The organism is Shewanella electrodiphila, from assembly GCF_023283985.1.
In the GTDB taxonomy this organism is placed as follows: Bacteria; Pseudomonadota; Gammaproteobacteria; order Enterobacterales; family Shewanellaceae; genus Shewanella; species Shewanella electrodiphila.
The window spans coordinates 497589-520543 of sequence record NZ_JAKIKU010000003.1; the positions used below are offsets into that span (position 1 = coordinate 497589).

13 protein-coding genes and 3 tRNA genes are annotated in these 22955 nt (G+C 40.3%); 9 read left to right on the forward strand and 7 right to left on the reverse strand.

What is annotated here, in order from left to right:
- Positions 1-70: 70 nt before the first annotated feature.
- Complete coding sequence (bioA, locus tag L2737_RS08125; protein WP_248955386.1) at positions 71-1426, forward strand: adenosylmethionine--8-amino-7-oxononanoate transaminase; 1356 nt, start codon at positions 71-73, stop codon at positions 1424-1426.
- Positions 1427-1810: 384 nt separating this feature from the next.
- Here the strand turns inward: bioA and L2737_RS08130 are convergent, their stop codons facing one another.
- The gene (locus L2737_RS08130; protein WP_229368268.1) at positions 1811-2332 is read right to left on the reverse strand and encodes an Lrp/AsnC family transcriptional regulator; all 522 of its coding nucleotides are present in this window, start codon (positions 2330-2332) and stop codon (positions 1811-1813) included.
- Positions 2333-2551: 219 nt separating this feature from the next.
- Here L2737_RS08130 and L2737_RS08135 point away from each other — a divergent pair, with 219 nt between their 5' ends.
- From L2737_RS08135 to L2737_RS08155, 5 genes are all read left to right on the forward strand, one after another.
- Positions 2552-4702, forward strand: coding sequence for a TonB-dependent receptor (locus L2737_RS08135; RefSeq protein ID WP_229368271.1), 2151 nt, complete (start codon positions 2552-2554; stop codon positions 4700-4702).
- A gap of 49 nt (positions 4703-4751) precedes the next feature.
- Positions 4752-6122 (forward strand): cytosine permease, encoded by a 1371-nt coding sequence (locus tag L2737_RS08140; protein WP_248955387.1) that lies wholly within the window; start codon positions 4752-4754, stop codon positions 6120-6122.
- Between the two features lie 120 nt (positions 6123-6242).
- Positions 6243-7361, forward strand: a complete 1119-nt coding sequence (locus L2737_RS08145; RefSeq protein WP_248955388.1) for an S-methyl thiohydantoin desulfurase family protein — start codon at positions 6243-6245, stop codon at positions 7359-7361.
- Between the two features lie 667 nt (positions 7362-8028).
- Complete coding sequence (locus L2737_RS08150; RefSeq protein WP_248955389.1) at positions 8029-11004, forward strand: TonB-dependent receptor; 2976 nt, start codon at positions 8029-8031, stop codon at positions 11002-11004.
- A gap of 345 nt (positions 11005-11349) precedes the next feature.
- A complete protein-coding gene (locus tag L2737_RS08155; RefSeq protein WP_102528374.1) occupies positions 11350-12231 on the forward strand; it encodes an NAD(P)-dependent oxidoreductase in 882 nt (293 codons plus the stop codon).
- A gap of 86 nt (positions 12232-12317) precedes the next feature.
- Here L2737_RS08155 and L2737_RS08160 read toward each other — a convergent pair whose 3' ends face one another.
- Both L2737_RS08160 and L2737_RS08165 read right to left on the reverse strand, forming a co-directional pair.
- A complete protein-coding gene (locus L2737_RS08160) occupies positions 12318-12920 on the reverse strand; it encodes a glutathione S-transferase family protein (RefSeq protein ID WP_283108290.1) in 603 nt (200 codons plus the stop codon).
- Positions 12921-12980: 60 nt separating this feature from the next.
- Positions 12981-16403: a hybrid sensor histidine kinase/response regulator gene (locus tag L2737_RS08165; protein WP_248955390.1), complete on the reverse strand. Its 3423-nt coding sequence runs from the start codon at positions 16401-16403 to the stop codon at positions 12981-12983.
- A 186-nt stretch (positions 16404-16589) separates the two neighbouring features.
- On the opposite strand from L2737_RS08165, the gene acs reads away from it, so the two are divergent.
- The 3 genes from acs (at position 16590) to L2737_RS08180 (ending at position 20863) form a co-directional block, all read left to right on the forward strand.
- Positions 16590-18542 (forward strand): acetate--CoA ligase, encoded by a 1953-nt coding sequence (gene acs / locus L2737_RS08170; protein ID WP_248955391.1) that lies wholly within the window; start codon positions 16590-16592, stop codon positions 18540-18542.
- Positions 18543-18772: 230 nt separating this feature from the next.
- Positions 18773-20530, forward strand: coding sequence for a DNA repair helicase RadD (radD, locus tag L2737_RS08175; protein ID WP_248955392.1), 1758 nt, complete (start codon positions 18773-18775; stop codon positions 20528-20530).
- 72 nt (positions 20531-20602) lie between these two features.
- The gene (locus L2737_RS08180; RefSeq protein WP_102528371.1) at positions 20603-20863 is read left to right on the forward strand and encodes a GrxA family glutaredoxin; all 261 of its coding nucleotides are present in this window, start codon (positions 20603-20605) and stop codon (positions 20861-20863) included.
- 113 nt (positions 20864-20976) lie between these two features.
- Here the strand turns inward: L2737_RS08180 and L2737_RS08185 are convergent, their stop codons facing one another.
- The 4 genes from L2737_RS08185 to L2737_RS08200 form a co-directional block, all read right to left on the reverse strand.
- Complete coding sequence (locus L2737_RS08185) at positions 20977-22140, reverse strand: DcaP family trimeric outer membrane transporter (protein ID WP_248955393.1); 1164 nt, start codon at positions 22138-22140, stop codon at positions 20977-20979.
- Between the two features lie 328 nt (positions 22141-22468).
- Positions 22469-22544 (reverse strand) — tRNA-Lys (locus L2737_RS08190).
- A 162-nt stretch (positions 22545-22706) separates the two neighbouring features.
- A tRNA-Lys gene (locus L2737_RS08195) sits at positions 22707-22782 on the reverse strand.
- A gap of 66 nt (positions 22783-22848) precedes the next feature.
- Positions 22849-22924 (reverse strand) — tRNA-Lys (locus L2737_RS08200).
- Positions 22925-22955: the final 31 nt, after the last annotated feature.

Sequence of the window (22955 nt, forward strand, 5' to 3'; positions counted from 1 at the left end):
GGGTTAGGATACCTTCAGCGTTTAAACTGTCAATGCTACCAAGCACCACACCTTGACTAACGGTTAAAATATGAACAACTTAAATTCTCAACACTCTGACTCGACAATTAATTCCGAAATAGACTTTGCTTTCGATAAGCAACATATTTGGCACCCATACACTTCAATGAGTCAAGCCGCAAAAGTCACCGGGGTTCACTCAGCCGATGGTTGTGAATTAACCTTGTCAGATGGCCAAGTTGTGGTTGATGGCACCAGTTCTTGGTGGGCTTGTATTCATGGCTATAATCGTCCTGAAATTATTGATGCCATGCAGCATCAATTAACCACATTAAGCCATGTGATGTTTGGCGGCATTACCCACGCACCTGCAATTAACCTGTGTAAGCGCTTAGTGGATATGACCAGTCCTAATCTGACCAAAGTGTTTCTAGCCGATTCAGGTTCGATTGCAGTAGAGGTTGCCATGAAAATGGCCATGCAATATTGGCAAGGTAAAAACCAGCCATTGAAACAACAATTGCTCACCGTTAAACGTGGTTATCATGGCGATACGTTTGCAGCCATGAGTGTCTGCGATCCTGATAATGGTATGCATACTATGTTTGGTAATGCTGTCACTGAGCAATTATTTGCCCCTGCGCCGCTGTCAGGCTTTAATCAGGCGTTAGTAGATGGCGATACGGACGCCTTAGAAGCAATATTAAAAGCTAATCATCAGCACATTGCCGCCCTTATTATTGAACCTATTATGCAAGCTGCTGGCGGTATGCACTTTTACTCAGCCGATTACTTAGTCGCTTTACGCGCCTTGTGTGATAAATACCAAGTGCTGTTAATTTTAGATGAAATAGCAACCGGTTTTGGCCGTATAGGTAAGCTGTTTGCCTATGAATATGCCAATATTGAAGCTGATATTTTGTGTTTAGGCAAAGCCTTAACGGGTGGTTATATTAGTCTTGCCGCCACAATCTGCAGTGATGAAGTTGCACAAGGCATTAGTGACTCCCCAGCTGGCGTGTTTATGCATGGTCCTACTTTCATGGGAAATCCATTAGCCTGCGCAGCTGCTGATGCCAGTTTAGCCATATTACAAACGGGCAAGTGGCAACAACAGGTCAGCGACATCGAATCGCAAATGACACTTGAACTCGCAGAGGCTATTCATTATCAACATGTAAAAGATGTGAGAGTGCTTGGCACTGTCGGTGTGATTGAAATGGACAGTGCAATTAATACCGGCGCACTTCAGCAAGCCTTTATTCAACTTGGAGTATGGATAAGACCCTTTGGCAATGTTATCTACATTACGCCGCCCTACACTATTAATGCAGCTCAACTCACCAAGCTGACCACTGCGATGAAAACCATTGCAGCCGATATGACTCAAGAACAAAGTAGCGCAGATACTTTTAGTAATGGCTAGCTTTTTTAATGACAAAATTGCAGTAACGGCTGCCTTTTAACATAACTGACTTGTTTTTATTCTGACTTTGAAATGCTGGCTGTGTTTAATCTCTGCAATTCATGCCAGTAAATAGTGCCAGTCAAAAGTTAAATACGGCTAGATTAAAGACCTGTTATCAGCTTTGATAACGGGTCTTTTTCATTTAGAAGAGAAATTATGGTTTATCGATTTAGCAAACAAATTTACGCTGAACTTATTCTGTATAAAGAGTCATTAACCCAAAAATCCTAACCAGAATCTGCGACAGTTTTAAATAATAAACAATCTAATGTGAATAACTATGATAATTGTTCTTAGGACATTAATTCCTGTGTCACGATAAAGCATATTAAAGTTCAGTTATTAAGCTGATTCGCTCTCTTGCGCATTATCATCTAGCCATTTAAGGCTGCCTAATGGGTAACCTAAAAACCACTTACTGCGCTCTAATACGATACGGGTTTTAATATTTTTAATGCTTAACTCTGGACGATCTGATAATTCAGTACAAATTTCATTAAGCTTTTTGATATTTGGAAAACAACTAAGGGACATATAATCCACATCACCACTTAGCTGCATGCAATCCATAAATTCTGGAATGTCTTGAATCGCACTCACAAATCGGCGGCTAGAAGGCGCACTGTTGTCACGTAAGGTAAACTCGACATATGCCAGTACGTGTTCACAAATTTGTTCTAAATTCACATCAGCGTGAAAGGTTCTAAAATAACCAGCTTCTTTCAGCGCTTTGACTCTTTGAAAACACGCACTGGGTGATAAGCTGACTTTATCGGCTAATTCGATATTAGTGAGATCGCCTTCAAGGTGAAGTGTGGCCAAAATTTTCTTATTGTAACTATCAATTTTTACTTTCTTTTTCATTTTCAGAAACCTAAGCCTATATTTACCGTGCCTATAATGGATTATCTCTCATTTGGTTGCAAAATTTCGTTAGTTTTATCTCAAAGCGATAATTTTTCACTGCATTTAAATAGCATTACAAAATATTATTTTTCCACAAAGCGCCACAATGGTTGTAACGGATATCACACATGCACAATATTTACATATTTATGCATATCAGCCTATGAGGGCAAACACATGAACCACAGCCATCGTCAGTTTTTTTCAAAAACAATTTTAGCCTCTGCCATCAGTTTATCATTTATTAATATTGCTCATTCGGCAGAAGAGCAACAATCGAGCAATGCTGATACTGGTATTGAGCGAATTGAAGTAAGCGCTCGTGGCCGTGTGGAAACCCTGCAAAATGTACCTGACTCTGTTACCGCATTCAGTGGTGATATGATCCAAAATCAGCGCATTGAAAACTTTCGTGATGTTGCTGATCTGACCCCAAACTTAAGCCAATTAGATAACTTTCGCCCTGGCTTAGCGCGTATTACGATTCGAGGCCTCATCACCCCACAGGTAGGAGATGCGCCATTAGCGTTTGTCGTCGATGGCGTTACAGCCCCTGATTTAGAGTTTATCAACCAAGACTTAGTTGATATAGAACGTATCGAAGTGATGCGTGGTGCCCAAGGTGCGCTATACGGTAAAGGCGCTATCGGCGGCGCAGTCATTGTGACCACAAAAAAACCAACTGAAGAGTTGGAAGGTACGCTAAAAGGCTCATACGGTAATGGCAACACCTATAATTTAAATGGTGTCGTCTCTGGTGCATTAAATGATGACAGTAGCGCTTTCTTTCGCGTCGGTGGCTACACCAAAAATTCAGATGGTTTAATTGATAATGTATTTTTAGATGAACAAGCAGATTACTTTTCCGAAGACTCGGTTTTTGGTCAGCTAGAGTTCGAATTAACTGACGATACCAGTTTAAACCTTCGCGGCAGATACACCACCAGCGACGCGGGTTTTGCTTATTATCAAGGTGTAACAGAGGAAACTGCTGAAGATTTTGATATTCCAACCTCTCAAAATATTCGTAATAACGATCAACGTGATGTTTATGAAGTCAGTGCAAAATTAACTCAACACTACGACCTTGGTACATTCGACTTAATCACAGCCTATAGCAGCTCTGAGAACAATCACTTTTACGATGGTGATTACTCGGCTGATCCAACCTTTATTGACGAAGAAGACTTTTTCCGTGCCCCATTTGGCACTGAAGGCCTATTTGATGTGAAATCATTCACGGTGGAATCTCGATTCACTTCTCAAAGTGACCAACCATTAAGATGGGCAGTATCTGCGTTTTATCAAGACAAAAAACGTGATAACACCATTAACTTCTTCGACGATTTCTTAGGTGATGTCCCGTTAGACAGAGATGACTTTACTGACGATATGATTTATCTGACCATTGCTGATAAAAATAGCAGTAAAGCCTGGGCACTATCAGGACAAATCAACTATGACATTACCGATAAACTTGAGTTGACTGCTGCGCTTAGATACGACAATGACAAGCGAGAGTCTTACGATCCTAATTATCCAGTAGACACATTTGCTGAAGATACATTCAGTGAGTGGCAACCTAAATTCACTTTAGCTTATCAAATGAACCAAGATTTATTACTTTATACCGGTTACTCAAAAGGCTTTAGAAGTGGTGGTTTTAATGAACCAGCAGAAGGAATTAATCGCGTATTTAATCAAGAAGTATCCGATAGCTATGAAGCGGGTTTTAAAACGACATTATTTTCAAATACAGTAACTTTAAACGGTGCAATCTTTATGATTTCACAATCTGATGCGCAAATTACCCAATTTAATGTTGATAGCTTTACCCTAGAAAATCTTGCTATTGATAAAGTAGAAACCAAAGGTGCAGAAGTTGAATTAGGTTGGGCTGCGACAGAGAATCTTGATGTGCGTTTTAATGCTGGCATTATTGATTCTGAAATTAAAGAGTTCTCAGATAGACCTGAACTTGAAGGCTACTCACAAGTGTGGGTGCCTGAATACAGTTATACACTTTCAGCTAACCACTTCTTCCCTATTGGGGCTAATTGGTCAATCGTTTCGCGAGCAGATATTCAAGTACAGGGGCCACAATATTTTGATATTGAAATTCCCGATGTCACCTCATCAACGTTCACCTCTATTAACGCTGGCGTTGGTTTACAGTCTGACGATTGGACAGTACAACTTTATGTGAATAACCTTACCGATGAACGCACAATTGAAGATATCTTCTTTTATGGGGATGGCGTAACTGACTTAGCACGTATGCCAAATAAACCTCGTACCTATGGTATCGAAGCAATATATAACTTCTAATTCATTAATCATTAAATCAAAGGCCTCAATTGAGGCCTGTCGAGGGTTCATGTCAGTAAATCAGCCAGTACAACTAAATAGTCAGTCAAGCTCGGCACCATCAAATGCTGATAAATCAAATTATGATGGATTACTTGACGACTATGCCACCAGCCCTGTTCCTTTACATAAAACCGTAGGTGGCATCCGTATTGGAATGATTAATGGCGGCCTTGCCTTTGCTGTTCCTGGACTCATTACTGGCTTAGAATTAGGCGGCGCACTCGGTATAACACAAAGTATTTATGCATTCTTAATAGGTGGTGTCATTCTATCTGTGCTCGGTGCGATAACGGGCTTAGTAGGCATGCATAACCGCTTAGCATCATGTATGACGATGAAGTTTGTGTTTGGTACGAAAGGCGCCAACCTGCTTACTTTGGCATTTGTCTTGTCTTTACTTGGTTGGTACGGCGTTAACATCAATTTGTTTAGCGAAGTATCGCAAAGCTTAATACTGCAAATGTTTAATTTTACCTTTCCTATCTGGGCGTTAGAGATCTCTGCAGGGGTCCTTATTACGCTGACCACTATCTGGGGCTTTTCGCTTATTGAAAAAGTATCCAGTTTGTTTGTTCCCGTACTGTTTATATTGACCGCATATATGCTTTACAAGAGTTTTGGCTACGTGATCCCCGCGACAGAAACTGCAGCACAGACTAACCAAATGGACACTATTTCACTTAGTTTTGGTGAGGCTGTATCCGCCGTGGTCGGAAGTTTTATCGTCAGTGTGGTACTGATGCCTGACTTTACTCGATTCGCTAAAACCAAAACCGATACAGTTGTCGCCTCATTCCTGCCCTTTTTACTGCTCAATACATTTGTGTATATTGCTGCGGCAATGGCTGGCTTAGCAGTTCAGCAAAATGACATTTTACAAGTGATGCTTACGCTTGGAATTGGTACATTAGCCTTTATATTATTAATCATGTCCAGCTGGGTCACTAATGTAGTTAACCTTTATAGTGCAGCATTAGGATTTAATGCCATTAATGCTAACTGGGAAGAATGGAAAATTATCGTAGTGGCTGGTGTACTGGGTACTATCGTTGCTTCATTCAATCTATTAGCAAACTTTACCGACTTTTTATTTAGTTTATCGATCATTTTCACGCCTGTTGCTGCTATTTATGTCGTCGATTTTTTTATCCTTCGCAGACAAAAAACTTATCAATTAGCACAAATTTCTCATTTACCTGCAATAAATTATTTAGCCGTTATAGCTTGGGGAATTGGAATTTCGACCTCGCTACTCGTCAATAACGGTTATTTCACTTTTACTGGAATTGAAGTGTGCGATGCAATCATCATCACAATGCCGAGTTATTACCTATTGATGAAAGTTTGGCAAAAAAATCGTTTGTCTCGCTCAAACTAAACCATCAATTGTTTTGTGTAGTCGCCATTTTTAAAAACATATTTTTTAGCTAGTCCCTAACATTAACGCGGTTAGCCCCTTTTGACTTTCCCTTAACCTATAGCTTAAGAGACGTATACAATGAAAACACTGACTCGATTAGACTTATCAGACATATTGCACGGTTGCGCTATTTTAGGAACTGGTGGGGGGGGTGAGCTTGACGAGGGCTTCTATTATATTGATAAAGCACTAGCAGAAGGTAAAACCTTTAACTTAGTCAGTGTTGATGATGTGCCAACAGGTAAAAAAATCTGCACTCCTTATATGCTCGGTGCATTATCACCACTCACAGTAGAGGAAGAGCAGGAATATACGCGTCTGCCTAAGTCAAATAGCAGCTCAATCATGACCGCTTTCAGGCGCTTAGAAAAATACACGGGCGATGAATTCTACGGCACCATTTGCTGTGAATTAGGGGGGTCAAATACCGCTATCTCATTCTACGTTGCAGCAATGGCAAATGGCTATATTATTGATGCTGATGTAGCAGGACGAGCAGTGCCAGAGATAACCCATTCAACTTACTATTTTAATAATATTCCAGCAGCACCAATAGTCACAGCTAATGAGTTTGGTGAGTGTTTTATCTGTGAAAATGTCGTAGATGATTTACGCGCTGAAAGCGTTGTCCGTGCTTTATCTATGATTAGTCGCAATGACATTGCCGCGATTGATCATGCTATGCCCATTGAGCAAGTAAAAAATGCCGTCATTAAAGGAACAATTTCTAAATCATTAGCGATTGGTCAAGCTTATCGTCTAGCCAAAGAACAAAGCGAAGATATTGCGACTGCGATAGCAAGTCACGGTGAAGGTTATGTGGCATTCAGAGGCGTGGTCACTGATTTTAACTTTAAAACCCAAGATGGCTTTACTATAGGCGAAGTATTTATTGACGGAACGGGTGAATATAAGAACAACCGTTACCATATCGAAGTAAAAAATGAGAACCTTGTGGCCAGGGTCAATGACAAGGTTGATATCACTATTCCTGACTTAATTTGCAGCTTAGATATGGATAACTTAACCCCTATTACCAATCCTAATTATCATAAACAGATGAACGTGGCCATTGTAGTACTTCCCGCACCTAAAGAGTTCACCACTGAGCGCGGACTTTCAGCTTTTGGACCTGCTTACGTCGGGATTGATACCCCTTACCAACCTGCCGTTACACGTTATTTTGCTAACAAATGAGACTGCATTAACTAAAAACTAATCTCATTAACTAAATTGCTGAACTTGATATTGAGTTCCGCAATTAATCCCTCTGCCAATGTTTAACAACTATTTATATTGAGCACCAATATGTTAATTTTTCACAGGTTCGTTACATTATTACAAGTTTGAAAAATCCTCGCCTGAAATTGCAAGTTTTTAAATATGAGTTTAACACCTGTTTTATAAGTACTTTTTACAACATTACCTAATTTAAACTTGATTTATTTCAATTAAAATCTAGGACTACGTGAATAAGTTCTGTAATAAAAACAACACCAACTGGTATTACCAATACGTAGATTGATACATTACCAAAATTTAGACAACTGTATTTAAACTATCAAAGCCCCACATCTACAGCACGACCGCCGATAAAGATTAAACCCCATAAAAACAAATAGATGAGCCAGAATACAGCTCAGAACAGGCCCCTGTCTTAGCACTACTAAAGAACAGCCAGTATCGTTCATAAATAGCGACAAACCAAGAAAGATTAGACCTTGGTATACCAATGTGAACATTTTGGTAATAATAGGTTGCATTCGAATTACCCTTGTTATATAAATGTTGCTGTTGATAAAAACAACAACAATTGGTCATACCAAAGGGTAATGTATGACCTGATACCATTCTTGGGGGAATTATGAAGCTGAATAAAATAAGTGCCATGTTTAGTGACACTAAAAGTAAAGCGACTAATATATCGATTTTCGGTGCTGCATTAACAGCACTGTTAACACTACCAGCTTACGCTGCAGAACCAACTGAACAAGCAGATACTGATGACATCGAAGTGATTGCTGTTAAAGGTATCTTCGGTAGTTTGAAAGCGGCAAACTTAATGAAACGAACTGATGATCGTATCGTTGACGCTATTGTTGCTGAAGACATAGGTAAGCTACCAGATAACAACATTGCAGAAGCATTACAACGTATTACAGGTGTTTCAATTGGCACTGACTTTGGTGTTGGTGAATCTGTCACAATTCGTGGTGTATCAGAAAACCTTGTACTACTTAATGGCCGTTCAACTGCTGGCGCTGGCCGTGGCGGTATCGGGTTAGATGACTTCCCATCAAGTTTCTTAAAAACAGTAGAAGTAATTAAGTCACCGACTCCTGACATGATTGAAGGTGCCTTGGGGGGTACTGTCAACATGAAAACGATTCGTCCACTAGAACTTTCAGAGCCTCTAGTAGCGATAACGTTAGACGGTGAATACGCAGACAAAACAGAAAATACAGCACCTAATTTCTCTATGGGTATTGGTAATAACTGGGACCTCGGTGATGCGGGTTCATTTGGTGCGTCAGCTAACTTAGCTTATCTAGATCGTGAATTACGCCGTGATGAGTTTTTTAGCAAAGTAGATTTACAAGACAATATTGACATTGATGGTGACGGTATTGTTGATGATTCTGGTGGACCAAATGGTAAATACCTGCGTCGTACTCAGAATACAGTAGAGCAAAAAACAGAAGAACGTGAACGTACTGCTTATGGTATCTCGCTACAATGGGAACCTGTGAGTGCAGAAGCTAATATTTATCTTGATTTGAATGCCACAAAGCTTGACGGTGGTCAATCAGCGTACTCTATTCTTGATGTGGGCGGTTCTAGTGTCGCTAGAAGTGATTCATACTATGATAGTAATGGTGAGTTACATAACTACGATTTAGATGGCGTATTAGTGATTCCAAAAACATGGAGTGACTTCACTACATCTGATACCACTTCACACGCTATTGGCGGTGAATGGTTCTTAACAGATTCAATTGAAATTTCTGCTGAGTACTCTTTATCAAAATCTGAAGAAAAACAAACAGCAAACGAATTCAACTTACGTCCTATCGAACGTACCGATCCTACAACTGATTTAGTGACTCACACCAGTACGAGTAGCTCTTATTCAGGTGGCGGCATTCCTGGTTATATGTATGCCGACTCGGGTATGTTAACTAACCCTGATAACTTAGTGTTCCGTGAATTTTTCCACAAAACACTTGAAACAGACAATGAAGAGCAAGCACTTCGCTTTGACTTTAAAATGTCTGATATCGGTGTAGATTGGGTATCAGCGGTTAAAGCTGGTGTTCGCTTTACTGATAGAGACTACACAGCTAATCGTTATGATCTTAAGCCAATTAATGGCAATACCACGCTAAAAGATTCATATAAGAAAGCCGTTGATGATAATGGTAATTTTGCGCCAATCTGGATTGATAATGCGCTTCTTAGCGACAGCATGAACATTGTCAATTTAAATAACTCATTTGATCAAACAGGTGTGAACGGTCAAAACGATTTATTAACATACAATGTTTACGATGCTGATCAGTTGCAAAATACTGAAGCAACTTATGAACTTGTTAAGCAAATGCTTGCAGGCACGTCTTATGCTATGAACGGCTCTTTAGCTGACAACATGGTAGAAGATAATGGTGCATATAAAGAAATTAATGAGAAAACCAGCGCGATTTATGCTCAATTCCATTTGGATTTCGACGACCTAACAGCGGTATTCGGTGGTCGTTATATTCAAACAGAACTTGAATCAAGTGTTGTTGCATCGGTTGATGCTGATGGTAATAAAGTTTTAGATACAGGTAAAAATGATTACTCGGATTTCCTACCTAGCTTAAACGTAACTTATACGTTAACTGACGAAACCTTAATGCGTTTCGCAGCAGCTAAAGTAATGCGTCGTGCAGACTTTGATGAATTAAGCCCTGCATTATCAATTGATAACTCGTTAGTGACTGGTACTCAAGGTTCTTACCAACTTGAGCCATACCGTGTAACGCAATATGATTTCTCGGTTGAGCATTACTTTGGAGACGGTGGTCTAGTGTCTGCTGCACTTTTCTATAAAGATGTTAACTCATTTACCCAAACTGACAGCAGCTGTTTAGCAGATGCAAGCACTGTCTCAGGTCAAAACACCACTGAGTGGGGCAACATTTGTTTACTCGACACAGCAGGACAAAGCCAAGGCGATGTTAACTTTGCTACAGAAGATCAAGGTTTAGCTTACGTTGACCAACAAAAAGCGGCTGGCCAAACGGGGATCGTAATCGATACTGACGTTAATGGCGGTAGCGGTGAAGTAAAAGGTATTGAATTAGCTTATCAACAGCAGTTTACCTTCTTACCTGGTTTCTGGTCTGGTTTTGGTGTTAATGCCAACTATACCTATGCAGATAGTGCACAGCCTGACGGTAACCCTCTTCTAAATATTTCAGAAAATACGGCTAACGGTCAAATTTACTGGGAAAATGAAGATCTTCAGTTCCGTTTAGCATACAACTGGCGTGACCGTTACTTATATTCACAAGCTGAAAAACGTGTTCAAACAGTGGGTGCTTTAGGTTATAACGTATTTAACCAAAATGACCCTACTGCAGACAACTTTGATGCAACTGTGGGTAACAACTACCGTGAAGCGCGTGGTCAGTTTGATTTCTCTGCTAGCTGGGATATTAATGAACACTTTGCTGTTGTCGGTAACGTTGTGAACTTAACAGGTGAACCAATTGAGTACACAACAGAGCTAGGTTCAGCATGGAAATACAGTGAATCAGATCGTCGTTACACTCTAGGTCTACGCGCTAGATTCTAATTTAGCCACACCTTCAAAGAGAGCCTATTAAACATTAATGGGCTCTCTTAAATAAATACAAATAGCCACACCACTTTGTTTACTTCAAAAAACAACCAACATCACAAAATCACAAATTGGTAAACCAATTAAGATAATTGGTCAGTAATAGTTTGGCTTTACAGTCTTATTGTAATACAATTAAAAAATCAGAAGTAAGTAAAGAATTCGAATCATTAATTGAATATATAAAGCCAACACTGAAATTCAGTCATCGCTTTATAAAAATAACTTAGCACGCCTATTCTAGATGCTAGATTTTATTAGCATTCGGATAGCATTTACCAATATATTTAGGAGTTAGATATGACAAAGCCTGTCATTGGTTTCATCGGACTTGGCCTTATGGGCGGCAACATGGTTGAGAACCTTCAAAAGAGAGGTTATCAAGTCAATGTAATGGATCTTAGTGCAGAAGCTGTTGCTCGTGTTATTGACCGTGGTAACGCAACTGCCTTTACTTCAGCAAAAGAACTAGCAGCAGCGAGTGACGTTGTTCAATTCTGTTTAACGACTTCAGCTGTTGTTGAAAAAATTGTTTACGGTGATGACGGTGTTTTAGCCGGTATTAAAGAAGGATCTGTATTAGTTGACTTCGGTACTTCTATCCCTGCTTCTACTAAGAAAATCGGTGCTGCACTAGCAGAAAAAGGCGCAGGCATGATTGATGCACCTTTAGGCCGTACTCCTGCACACGCTAAAGATGGTCTATTAAACATCATGGCTGCTGGCGAAATGGAAACATTCAACAAAGTTAAAGCGCTTTTAGAAGAGCAAGGCGAGAATGTATTCCACCTAGGTGCATTAGGTGCTGGCCATACTACGAAGTTAATTAACAACTTCATGGGCATGACAACCGTTGCAACTATGTCTCAAGCATTTGCTGTAGCAAAACTTGCTGGTGTTGACGGACAACAACTGTTTGACATTATGTCAGCTGGTCCTTCAAATTCACCTTTCATGCAGTTCTGTAAGTTCTACGCTGTAGACGGTGAAGAAAAATTAGGTTTCTCTGTTGCTAACGCAAACAAAGATCTTGGTTACTTCCTTGCAATGTGTGAAGACTTAGGTACTAAGTCTTTAATCGCTCAAGGTACTTCAACAAGCTTACAAGAAGCGGTTGATGCAGGTATGGGTCAGAATGATGTACCAGTAATTTTTGATTACTTCACTAAACTAGCAAAGTAATTTAAAACTGACTCAAATAACCTTACTAGGGTGTCACTGTTTGAACAGTCACACTCGGTAAGGTTTTTTTATGCCTGTAATATCCCTTAGTCTATCATTGCCACATACCCAATTTGCTCAGTGATTCTAAATAACCAGTTTTGAATATTGGGATATACTGACAAGTCAAAACCGCCTTCATGAGCAACATGAGTGTATGCATAAAGGGCAATATCAGCCAAAGTAAATTGCTCCCCTATCATAAACGGCTTAGCCAGAAGCTCTTTATCGAGCAAACTTAATATCTGCTCACCTTTCTCATGTAACACAATATATTCAGATTGACGTTCAGCAGGCATATTTTGATAAAACTGAATAAAACGCGCCACTGCGATGCAAGGTTCGTGTGTGTATTGCTCATAAAACATCCATTGATACATTAATGCTTTGTCGAATGTATCATGAGGGATCAACTGCGAACCTTCAGCTAAGTAACCAATGATTGCGTTTGATTCAGCCAATATTTTGCCATCAGGCAATTCAATAATGGGGACTTTACCTTGTGGGCTTTTAGTTAAAAACTCAGAGGTTTGCGTCTCCCCTTTAAGTAAGTCTACGTTTTTCCACTGATAGTCTATGTTGAGTAAACTTAGAGTTAACTTAATTTTGTAACAGTTACCTGACTTTTCATCCCCAAAGACTGTAATCATTCTTCATCCTTTCAATTTGTTTTTTCAATACTTAAGTCTGTGACTTATTATCTAAAAATTTTATTTTACTAGGCTTGAAATAAGTGCCCTCAGCGCTGCGGGTTTTACCATTTTCGCCATATAGTGATAGCCCCGTTTTTGAACATCATCAACGAGATCTTTATTAGTATTGGCTGTAATCAAAATGCCAGGTAGATGCTCACCATAACGAGAGCGAATACCGTCCATCGCATCCACGCCATTTTGGTCATTATCTAAGTGATAATCCGCTAACACAATATCTGGTGCCACGCCTTTTAAGCCCAGCTTAATACGTGCATCGGCTAAATCAGAGGCGCAAACCACTTCACATTTCCAGCGGGTTAATAAACTTTCAAGCCCTGCTAAAATAGCTTCTTCATTATCAATACATAACACTTTCACCCCCGCTAACGGTTGAGTTAATGTTGGTACTGGCTTTATCACTTTCTCGCTAACCGTTTCTCCAAGGGGCACAATTATCGAAAATACAGAGCCCTGGCCGAGCTTTGAGCTCACTTGAATTTGATGGTCGAGTACTTTGCTTATTCTATCTGCAATCGCCAACCCTAACCCCAATCCGCTGACATTACGGCTACTAGGATGATTTAGCCGTTTAAATTCTTTAAAGATTTCTTCGGTTTCGTTTTCGTCAATGCCACAGCCTGTATCCAATACTTGGATCTCAACAAAATCACCACGACGGCGACAACCAAGCAATACTTGACCACCTTTGGCGTAACGATAAGCATTGGTTAAGAAGTTTTGTAAAATACGTCTTAATAAGGATAAATCAGAATTAATCGTGGCATTACAAGGCATCATGTTAAATCGAATTTGATTATCTTTCGCCATCGCCTCAAACTCTACTGCTAAACCATTTAACAGTTCACCCAATGCGAAATCTCGGCGATTAACTTCGACCATGCCTGAATCAAGCTTGGAGATATCGAGTAAATCCGTTAACAGCTCACCAGCTGTGCGCAAGGAGTTATTAATATGCGAAATGGTGGTTTTACCTTCCAAATCCAAATTTGGATATTGAGCAAGCGAAGCGGTAAATAATCGAGCGGCATTTAAAGGTTGCATCAAGTCATGACCAACAGCTGCTAAGAAACGACTTTTCGAGGCATTAGCAAGCTCTTCTTGGGCTTTAGCCTCAAGCAGTTCACTGTTAAGCATCGCCAGTTCATAAGTACGCTCTTGCACACGAGTTTCTAAGGTTTCATTCGCTTCAATTAATGCTTTTTCTTGCAGGCGATATTGCGTAATGTCAGTAAAGGTCATTACAAAGCCACCATCAGGCATTGGATTACCTTGTATCTTAATGACTTTGCCATCACGGCGCTGACGCTCAGAAGTATGCTCTGTGCCATTACGCATGTGTTGCACCCGAATATCAACTTGAGTTTCGATATCTCCTTCACCGCAATAACCTCTAGCAGCATTAAAGCGAACCACTTCACTAATCGGCATACCTTGCTGTAAAAAACCTTCAGGATAATCATACAGCTCAGCATATTTAAAGTTCCATGCAACAAGGTTTAAGTCTTTATCGACAACACTCATACCTTCATATGCATGCTCAATCGCACCACGAAGCATGTCTTGGCTTAAAATGATTTTTGAAGAGGCTTCATCCACTAAGCTGAACACTTCATCAAGGGCTAAGTCACGCCCTTGTAGTACAGAATCCATGACCAATGAGGCACTTGAAGCACCTAACACACCTGCCAGCATATGTTCTGTGTGAGAAATAAGCGGCTCCCCTGCCACTTTGTGCCACGAGTCACTGCGCACTGCGTCGGGTGAAAATTTACTAAAGCTCTCATAAGCCCGAGTAGGACTGACAAATCGACTCGCAAGGATTAATAAATCTTGCTGTGAAATAGCACCATGTTTACGGTTAGCATCTTTTTTATCGCCCTGCTTATTAACCCCTGGATTAATAAAGTGACTTGCTTGAATACGTTCAGCGACACCGGCTCTAAACCATAAAGAACCTAAAACATAACAAATTACATTGGCTAAAAGTGCAATCAAGGTATCAGCAACTTCAGGGCTGATTGAGGCTAATAATCCTGTGTCTCCTCCAAGTCCGACACTGCCTTCAAATAAAATGTAACACCAAAGCGAAAAGCCAACCGCTAAACCAAGAAACACCCCAGAACGGTTACCATACTTCCAATACATTCCGCCTAATAAAGCCGGTGCTAATTGCGCAAATGCACCAAAAGATAACTGACCAAGATGTGATAATGACTCACTATTACCAAACAATAGGTAACTTAAGTAACCTAACGCCAGAATGATAACGATGGCTAAACGGCGTGCGTTTAATAAGAATCTAGCAAACTGATTAAAATTGGTACCGTTAACGCGCCCAGTACGTAGCATAAATGGGACTAACCATTCATTACTTATCATTACACTAATGGTCACAACCGCTACGATGACCATCCCTGTAGCAGCAGATAAGGTACCCAGTAGTGCAATAACCGCAAGCACGGGTTGATCGAGTGCTAACGGCAGATTAATCACATAAGTGTCAGCAGCAACGTTATCTCCTAGCAATAAGGTGCCAGCTAAAGCAAGCGGAGCAACAAACAAACCAAACATGGCGAGGTATAGCGGAAATATCCATCGCGCTTTATTCAGTACAGTTTCTTCAGCACACTCTACGACCATCACGTGGAACTGACGTGGCATACACATAAAGGCCGCAATACCCACCAACATTTCGGGTAGAAATGAAACAATATTCAAATTACCTTTTTTAATAATGTCCTTTTCTGATGCTTGTTGCCAAATGTCACCAAAGCCATCAAAAAAACCATAGGTAATCACAAAACCAACAATCAAAAAAGCGGCTAATTTGACTAATGACTCAAATGCAATAGCCACCATCATGCCAGGATTATGCTCGGTAGCATCTAGCTTTCTTGTGCCAAATAAAATCGCAAAAATGGCTAAAACGAAGGTGATTAATAAAGGGACACTCACAGGACTGAGTGGCTGATTATCGGGTTGAAAAAGATTTAAACTAAATACCATCGCTTTAAGTTGTAAGGCGATGTAAGGCATTATTCCAAATAAAGCAATTAAGGTAACGATGGCGGCTAAGGTCTGAGACTTACCATATCGCGCAGCAATAAAATCAGCAACAGAGGTAATATTTTGCGCTTTTGAGATGATAACCATCTTGCGCAGTACCCCAAAACCTAGGGTAAAGACCAGTATCGGACCTAAATATATTGGTAAAAATGACCATAAATCGTTTGCAGATTGACCTACTGTGCCCAAAAAACTCCATGACGAACAATAAACCGCTAGACTTAAGCCGTATATCCAAACCTGCACCTTTTTGGTGATCTTGCTAAACCACCGCTCAGCACCCCATGCCAAGATGAACAGTAAAGAAACATAGCAAATTGCAATGACAGCAACGACTAAGGTTAAATTCATGGCTTTCTCTTCTTATTATATTTGCTTAATAATTGGGCAATAATTCTGTATCAATTTGATGCCATGCTAACATGCGCAACAGGTTAAATATTAAGGATATTTTAAAACTAGACCAAGGTCTAATAGTGTTAACCTCACCTTGCAGACGATACTTTCGTAACGCTAAATTCGACAAAGGGAAGCCATATGAGCTCGCAGTCTCTCTATAAAGTACCAGCAGATTTTGCAACCAACGCACTGGTAGACAATGATACCTATAAGAAAATGTACCAAGAATCTGTGGTAAATCCAGAAGGTTTTTGGAGAGAACACGGTAAGCGTATTGATTGGATCAAACCCTACACCAAAATTAAGAAAACATCATTTGATGATCATAACCTTTCCATCAATTGGTTTTATGACGGTACATTAAACGCATCAGAGAACTGTTTAGATCGCCACCTTGAAAAGAATGGCGACCGTGTTGCTATTATTTGGGAAGGCGATGATGCCACTGAACAACGTAAAATAACTTACCGCGAATTGCACACTGATGTGTGTAAGTTTGCTAACGCCCTTCGTAGCCAAGGTGTTTGTAAAGGTGATGTCGTTACAATCTACATGCCTATGGTCCCTGAAGCGGCCGTAGCAATGTTAGCCTGTGCTCGCATTGGTGCAGTCCATTCAGTAGTGTTTGGTGGCTTCTCACCAGACTCTATCGCCTCTCGTGTAATTGATGGTAATTCAAAAGTTCTTATTACTGCCGATGAAGGTGTTCGTGGTGGACGAAAAATCCCATTAAAACGCAGTATTGATGATGCGCTGAATAATCCTGATGTTGATTGTGTGGAAAAAGTCATTGTACTTAATCGTACTGGTGGCGACATCGATTGGGTTGAGGGACGTGACGTTTGGTGGAGTGATGTGATGGCAACAGCATCAGAACATTGCCAAGCAGAAGAAATGGGCGCAGAAGACCCGCTATTTCTACTTTACACTTCCGGTTCAACTGGTAACCCTAAAGGCGTTTTACATACGACCGGTGGTTACATGGTCTACGCTTCAATGACTCACGAATACGTCTTTGATTACAAAGAAGGTGAAGTCTACTGGTGTACTGCTGATGTAGGCTGGATTACAGGTCACTCGTACATGGTTTATGGCCCATTAGCTAACGGGGCAACTGTACTTATTCATGAAGGCGTTCCTAACTCCCCAGGCCCTTCTCGTTTAGGTGAAATGATTGACCGTCATAAAGTTAATATCCTTTACACTGCACCGACATTAATCCGTGCATTAATGGCTGAAGGTAAAGAACAGTTTGAAGGTTTCGATGGTAGTTCGTTACGCGTCATGGGCTCAGTAGGCGAACCAATCAACCCGGAAGCATGGCGTTGGTATCATGAAGTCATTGGGCATGAGTCTTGTCCTATTGTCGATACCTGGTGGCAAACAGAAACTGGCGGGATTTTGATTAGCCCGTTACCTGGCGCAACTGATGCAAAACCAGGCTCTGCGACTCGTCCTTTCTTTGGCGTGCAGCCAGCTCTAGTGGATAACATGGGCAACATTTTAGATGGCGCTGTCGATGGAAACCTAGTCATTCTTGACTCATGGCCTGGACAAATGCGCACGGTTTATGGCGATCATGACCGATTTGCACTGACATATTTTAAAACCTTTAGAGGTATGTATTTCACTGGCGACGGTGCACGTCGTGACGAAGATGGATATTACTGGATTACCGGACGTGTGGATGATGTTATCAATGTTTCTGGTCACCGTTTAGGTACTGCTGAAGTTGAGAGTGCCCTAGTTTCACATGAGCTAGTTGCTGAAGCCGCTGTAGTTGGTTACCCCCATGACATCAAAGGTCAAGGCATCTACGCTTATGTGACTCTGACCAAAGGTGTTGAAGAAACCGAGGAGCTACGTCAAGGGCTTCGCCAATGGGTAAGAAAAGAAATTGGTGCCCTCGCGACCCCTGATTTAATTCAATGGGCTGGCGGTCTACCTAAAACACGTTCAGGCAAGATTATGCGTCGATTCTTACGTAAAATTGCCGCTAATGAAGTCACTAACTTAGGTGATTCGTCGACATTGGCAGATCCAGCCGTTATCGATACCCTAATTGAATCACGTTTGAATAAAACAGAATAACGCTAACAATATTTGTTAGAGGTTATTCAAAACCTTTTACGTCCTACCCACCTAGAGAATCTTGACCAGATTCTCATTGCCCCCTCAATTGAGGGGGCTTTTTTATGTCACATAACAATTTTAGCAATCTCATTGTTCCTGATTTAGCGGGCTTCCATGCTAAAGTAGCTATTCAGTCATGAGTCATGCTCATATTTCTAATTATTGAATTATTATTAAACAACGAGTTTATGTCAGTAACCATTTCGCTTCGTGATTATCAGCAAGATTCAGTCAATGCGGCTATTACTCACTTTAAGAAAAGTAATGATTCAGCAGTATTAGTTTTACCTACCGGTGCAGGAAAAAGCATTGTTATTGCAGAGCTTGCACGGATCGCTCGCGGTAATGTTCTAGTACTCACTCATGTAAAAGAGTTAGTGGCACAAAATGCTGAAAAAGTGGCTCTGCTCACCGAAGAGGCCAGTATCTATTCTGCGGGTCTAAATCAAAAGAAAGCCGTTGGTAAAACCGTTGTTGCCAGTGTGCAATCTGCAGCTCGGGCACCTGAAAAATTTACTCAAGTGTTTTCATTAGTCATCATCGATGAGTGTCATCGAGTCAGTAACGATGAAAATAGTCAATACTGGCAACTACTTGAACATTTAAAAAAACAAAACTCACAACTTAAACTGCTAGGTTTAACAGCCACGCCCTATCGATTAGGATTAGGATGGATTTTTCGCCACCACTATCACGGTAAAGTCGGCAATACTGAAAAGCCTATATTTGAGCAATGTATTTTCGAATTGCCTATGCGTCCGCTAATCAAGCAAGGGTATTTAACCGCCCCGAAAATCTTTGATGGCTTATGTGCACAATATGATTTTAGCCAAGTCACGCCTTCTGAAACAGGGGAATTCCCCCAAAAAGAAGTTGATGATTTGCTCAATCATCAAGGCCGTGCAACCACAGCCATTATCAAACAAGTTCTACAACTTGCAGAGCAGCGTAAAGGCGTGCTTATTTTTGCAGCTACGGTTAGGCATGCAAAAGAAATCATTAAATTGCTGGCAGATGATGCCGCTTTAATTACTGCTGATACTCCTCATATTGAACGCGATGAAATTATTTCCCGCTTTAAACAGCAGCAACTTAAATTCATAGTTAACGTTGCGGTATTAACTACAGGGTTTGACGCGCCTCACGTTGATTTAATCGCGATATTAAGACCCACTGCATCAGTGAGCTTATTTCAACAGATGATTGGCAGAGGATTACGTTTAGCGCCTAATAAAGCTGATTGCTTAGTCATAGATTACGCTGCAAATGGCTATGATTTATATTTCCCAGAAGTCGGCCAAGTAAAAACTAACAGCAAGTCGGTTCCAGTTCAGGTTCATTGTCCTGTATGTCAATTTGCCAATACCTTTTGGGGGCTAGTTGATGGCGACGGTGATATCGTTGAACATTTTGGTAGGCGCTGCCAAGGGCTTATCGAAAATACTCACGATACTCAAAAACATCAATGCGATTTTCGTTTTCGCTCTAAATCGTGTCCAGACTGCGGCGCTGAAAATGATATTGCTGCGCGTATTTGTCAAACTTGCCAATCAACCTTGATTGATCCCGACAAACGCTTAAAACAAGTGCTTTCATCACAGCATCATCATTTATTTAAATGCCAAGAAATGCAGTTAGTCGCTGAAGGCAATAAATTAATAGTCCAGTATTTTGATATTGACGCCAATGACTTTAAACAAACGTTCAGAATGGAAACACCCGCTCAACGTCGCGCCCTATTCGCCATTTTTATTGCACCTCATTCTCGCACTCCAGGAATGAAACACCCACAATATAAATCACCTCAGGAATTAGTCGTGTCGTCTGAAAACTTTAAAACTCCTGATTTGCTGTTATTAAAAAAACAGAAGAATAAATGGGATTTAGTTGAAAAGTTTTTTGACTACAAAGGCCGTTATAAAACAATCAATGAGAACAGTTTTTAATTGGGTAAGGTATAAATTATCAATTCAATAAAACTTATGGTATAAATCGTCAAATCAAAAAAAGGAGTCACTATGTTTGTTGTAATTTTTGGCCGTCCAGGCTGCCCATATTGTGTTCGTGCTGTTGAATTATCAGAAAAATTAACTGCGCAGCGTGACGATTTTAAATTCAAATACGTAGATATTCATGCTGAAGGCATTTCTAAAGCAGATTTAGAAAAAACAGTAGGCAAGCCTGTTGAAACTGTACCGCAAATCTTTGTCGATGAAACTCACGTAGGTGGTTACACTGAATTCGAACAATATGTTCGTTCAAACAACTTGTTAGGCTAATTAGCAACTTAAAAAGTTGATAATTCACGTCATTAAAAAAGGGTTAATTCAATTGAATTAACCCTTTTTGTTGTAACAAAGCTCATGGGGGGAGAAGTTACACGTAAACTGTTTTACAGAACGTATTTAGCTGAGAACATAATTCGGCTTAAATCACCATCACTACCATCTTCTCTTTCGTTCATAGCATACATATATTCAACACCAAAAGTTAATGGCTTAGTTGGAGAATAAAGTAAGTTAATATAGCTTGAGTAAGACTCGGCATTCACTTGATCGCTTGATAACATTGTGTCGTTATCTGCTTTAAATGCTGATACGGTTAAACTTGAACGCCATTTATCATTCCACCAGTGGCGATAAGCAGCATAACCACCATAAGAACTGATGGTCTGGATTTCACCTGAAGCATCAAGGTTACCAGCATTAGCATAGTTAAGCGCCATATAACGCCCTAAACCTTCACCGTAAGTCGCTGAGAATTTAAAATCATCACTACCTACTGGGATAACACCAGCAATACTCGCACCATAACCCATTTCAGTTGAATCTATGTCAATTGGATCATCACTGGTACCAATATTTTGTTCCACATTTAACTGACGTAAAATACCTGCAACAGAAATCGCTGTACCACCTTCTGTCTTAAAGTTATAACGTGCAACCACATCAGGTACGATACCACTGCCACTGGTTAATCGAGAGGATGTTTGATATTTATTGACTGTGGTTTCTGGGTTTTCAATCGCTAATTGGAATCCGCCATTGGTATAACGAATCATTGCTTGGCGAACAAACGGCGTACCTTCTGCTGCGCCAACAAAATCTAAGTTTTCTGGTAATGCACCTGGATTTTGGAAGGTCGTCCATGTTTGGCCCACTGTCCAATTATCGTAACTAACAAATGCCTGGCGAATTCGAGGTGAATAACTATTAGAAACACGCTCATTACCATCACTATGCGTCATAAAATCTAATTCAATAAAACCCGTTAATTTATGGCCGTCAAAATCAGACACGGTTTTGAAATTAAATCGAGTTTCACGGGCTTGAAAATCGACGACTTGATTACCATTCCCTTCAACCCCATAAATGGTGCCAGGCACATAAAACTGACGAGATAAATACCCTGAGTCTGGAGCTCCGTTACCATAATCACTGAACATCACATCAGCTTTAACATAACCACCAAACTGCATGTCAGTATCCGCATAACTCACATTACTTAATGCCAGCATCGAAATACCTATTATTAAACCAATTTTTGCTTGTTTCATCATGCTCTCCCTGTTCTTATCATCCATAGCAATATGACCCAGTTAACAACTAATCAACATTAGCAATAGGTCTATTAGACAAAAGTAGATGAGGAGCCACTAAAATTATTAGAGAAGAATGACACGAGTTATGGGTAAATATTTAAATTAAAAAGGTTTAGCAATGAAAGTGAAGAAAAGAAAAAGAATGCTTAAAAGCTGTAGATACTAATTTAGTTTTATAGAAGAGTGTCACTTTTAATATCACGGTAGTAAGTGTAAAGCGAAGTTAAATATTGAGAGGAGGAACTGAATTAAAGCCAAACGGGCAATCTCACTTTCAGAAAAGTGGTGGGTCGTGAAGGATTCGAACCTTCGACCAATTGGTTAAAAGCCAACTGCTCTACCAACTGAGCTAACGACCCATCTATATTTCATTAAAACTTATGTCTTAATTGGAGAGAAAGCCAACTGTCTATTCTTGTTAACAAGAGCACGAACAACTGAGCTAACGACCCATCTAGTTTTACGTAATGATTTATTACGTCTGAATTAAAGCCAAACTGGCAATCTCACTTTCAGAAAAGTGGTGGGTCGTGAAGGATTCGAACCTTCGACCAATTGGTTAAAAGCCAACTGCTCTACCAACTGAGCTAACGACCCATCTATGTTTTACGTAACGATTCATTACGTCTAAATCTATGCCGAACTGGCAACACCTTTAGAAAGTGGTGGGTCGTGAAGGATTCGAACCTTCGACCAATTGGTTAAAAGCCAACTGCTCTACCAACTGAGCTAACGACCCATCTAGTTTTACGTAATGATTCATTACGTCT

Excerpts from the sequence above, each read along its gene's own strand:
- bioA (WP_248955386.1), top strand. The coding sequence starts at position 71 with ATGAACAACTTAAATTCTCAACACTCTGACTCGACAATTAATTCCGAA.
- L2737_RS08130 (WP_229368268.1), bottom strand. The coding sequence starts at position 2,332 with ATGAAAAAGAAAGTAAAAATTGATAGTTACAATAAGAAAATTTTGGCC.
- L2737_RS08135 (WP_229368271.1), top strand. The coding sequence starts at position 2,552 with ATGAACCACAGCCATCGTCAGTTTTTTTCAAAAACAATTTTAGCCTCT.
- L2737_RS08140 (WP_248955387.1), top strand. The coding sequence starts at position 4,752 with ATGTCAGTAAATCAGCCAGTACAACTAAATAGTCAGTCAAGCTCGGCA.
- L2737_RS08145 (WP_248955388.1), top strand. The coding sequence starts at position 6,243 with ATGAAAACACTGACTCGATTAGACTTATCAGACATATTGCACGGTTGC.
- L2737_RS08150 (WP_248955389.1), top strand. The coding sequence starts at position 8,029 with ATGAAGCTGAATAAAATAAGTGCCATGTTTAGTGACACTAAAAGTAAA.
- L2737_RS08155 (WP_102528374.1), top strand. The coding sequence starts at position 11,350 with ATGACAAAGCCTGTCATTGGTTTCATCGGACTTGGCCTTATGGGCGGC.
- L2737_RS08160 (WP_283108290.1), bottom strand. The coding sequence starts at position 12,920 with ATGATTACAGTCTTTGGGGATGAAAAGTCAGGTAACTGTTACAAAATT.
- L2737_RS08165 (WP_248955390.1), bottom strand. The coding sequence starts at position 16,403 with ATGAATTTAACCTTAGTCGTTGCTGTCATTGCAATTTGCTATGTTTCT.
- acs (WP_248955391.1), top strand. The coding sequence starts at position 16,590 with ATGAGCTCGCAGTCTCTCTATAAAGTACCAGCAGATTTTGCAACCAAC.
- radD (WP_248955392.1), top strand. The coding sequence starts at position 18,773 with ATGTCAGTAACCATTTCGCTTCGTGATTATCAGCAAGATTCAGTCAAT.
- L2737_RS08180 (WP_102528371.1), top strand. The coding sequence starts at position 20,603 with ATGTTTGTTGTAATTTTTGGCCGTCCAGGCTGCCCATATTGTGTTCGT.
- L2737_RS08185 (WP_248955393.1), bottom strand. The coding sequence starts at position 22,140 with ATGAAACAAGCAAAAATTGGTTTAATAATAGGTATTTCGATGCTGGCA.